The organism is Hydrogenivirga sp. 128-5-R1-1, assembly GCF_000171895.1.
This window is the reverse complement of record NZ_ABHJ01000294.1, coordinates 1-1,611: the sequence shown is the minus strand read 5'-3', so window position 1 is coordinate 1,611 and position 1,611 is coordinate 1. Positions and strand designations below refer to the sequence as shown.

At 30.9% G+C, this 1,611-nt stretch carries 3 protein-coding genes; all 3 read right to left on the bottom strand.

The annotated features are described in order from the left end of the window. A partial coding sequence (locus tag HG1285_RS02290; protein WP_008289166.1) for a Uma2 family endonuclease occupies positions 1-272 on the bottom strand: 272 nt, incomplete at its 3' end. Further along, positions 273-857, bottom strand: coding sequence for a bifunctional nicotinamidase/pyrazinamidase (gene pncA / locus HG1285_RS02295; protein ID WP_008289165.1), 585 nt, complete (start codon positions 855-857; stop codon positions 273-275). It lies immediately after the preceding gene. Between the two features lie 12 nt (positions 858-869). After that, a partial coding sequence (locus HG1285_RS02300) for an MBL fold metallo-hydrolase (RefSeq protein WP_008289164.1) occupies positions 870-1,611 on the bottom strand: 742 nt, incomplete at its 5' end.

Sequence of the window (1,611 nt, the reverse complement as noted above, 5' to 3'; positions counted from 1 at the left end):
TCTTTTGATATATAAACAACATCTGCTGCTCTTATTCTAAGGGGGTCTTTTTGTATCAGTATTCCAACTTCTCCAACGGCAACGTATCCTTTGTCTTTTAACTTTGGATACAAAAAGTTAAATAAAAGACCTTCTAAATTCCCGTGTTCAAATCCTGTAGGTGCCAAGTTTTTAATCCTCCCATCTATTACTTCATAATGTCCTTCCGGCAGGTTATTTATATCTTCGTATGTGAATACTTCTTTTTTTTCTTTCTCAGCTACAGCAGGCATCTATTTCACCTCATTTTTATTTATTAAAACAGCTCCTTTTGAAAGCATATAATCAATGGCTTTTTCGCTATCCTCTGGATTAACATTTACTCCTTTTATCCCATCTTCCAAAACAAAAACTTCATATCCTAAGTTAAGCCCTCCAATAACTGTATTTTTAACACAGTAATCAGTTGCAACTCCGCCTACAAATATTCTTTTTATTCCCCTTTCCTTTAAAAGTTCATTTAAAATAGTTCCCTGAAATCCCGAATAAGCATCAAAATCCCTCGAGTATCCTTTAGAAATAATGAATTTGTTGTCTGATGGTATATAAAGGTCTGGATGAAATTTAGCTCCTTCAGTATCCTGTACACAGTGAGGAGGCCATATACCACCATATCCTTTAAAAGATATATGGTTTTCAGGATGCCAGTCCCTTGTAAAAAATACTGGATTTCCATTACTTTCAAAAAGTTTAATGTATTCATTCAAAACAGGAACTATTTTGTCTCCGTCTGGAACAGGTAAAGCTCCTCCCGGCATAAAATCATTTTGCATATCAACAACTATTAAAGCATCAAAATCATTTATCTTAACTTTCACAGTCTTCCCTCCTTAAAACTCAAAAATATCTCCTTCTTTTAAAAATTTTATACTTCTACCGCAACTTTCAAGTTCTTTTTTTATATCATTAATAAAAGGCGGTTTTATATGGTAAATATACACCTCAACGTCCTTTCTGATTTTTTTTATTTCCTCTTTAAAGGTTAATGTACTGTGGTGTTTACTATCTTTTGCTATTTTGTCAAGGTAAGATGGAAAGGAAACATCAATAAACAACTTCTCTATTTTAAGATTGTTATTTACTTCCTTTATAAGTTCTTCATTATTAATAGTATCACCAGATATAAAAATTTTGTCATTTATAACATAGCCTACAGTTGGAACAGAATGATTTGATTTTACAGTTTTAAATTTTATATTTTCTAAAGAAAGTTCCTCATTATAATTAATGAAGTTATAATGAAGTGCAGGATTATCTTTTTTCCTTACAAGCTTTATTGAAGAAAAATCAGGCCAGATGTGCCAGTTCATTATATAGTTTTTCAAATCATTAATTGTTTCTTCTAACCCCCATATATTAAGAGAAAATTCCCTGAAATTTAAAGTTATATCAGATAAAAAAGGTATATCAAGAATATGGTCTAAATGGGAATGGGTTAAAAGTATATGTTTTAAATCTGTAGCTTTTTCTTTTAAAGGTTTTAATATATTCCCTGCGTCAATACAAATACAGTCATTTATTAAAAAGCAGGTTGTATGCATATCATCAAATCTACTACCGTAAGCCCCAAGT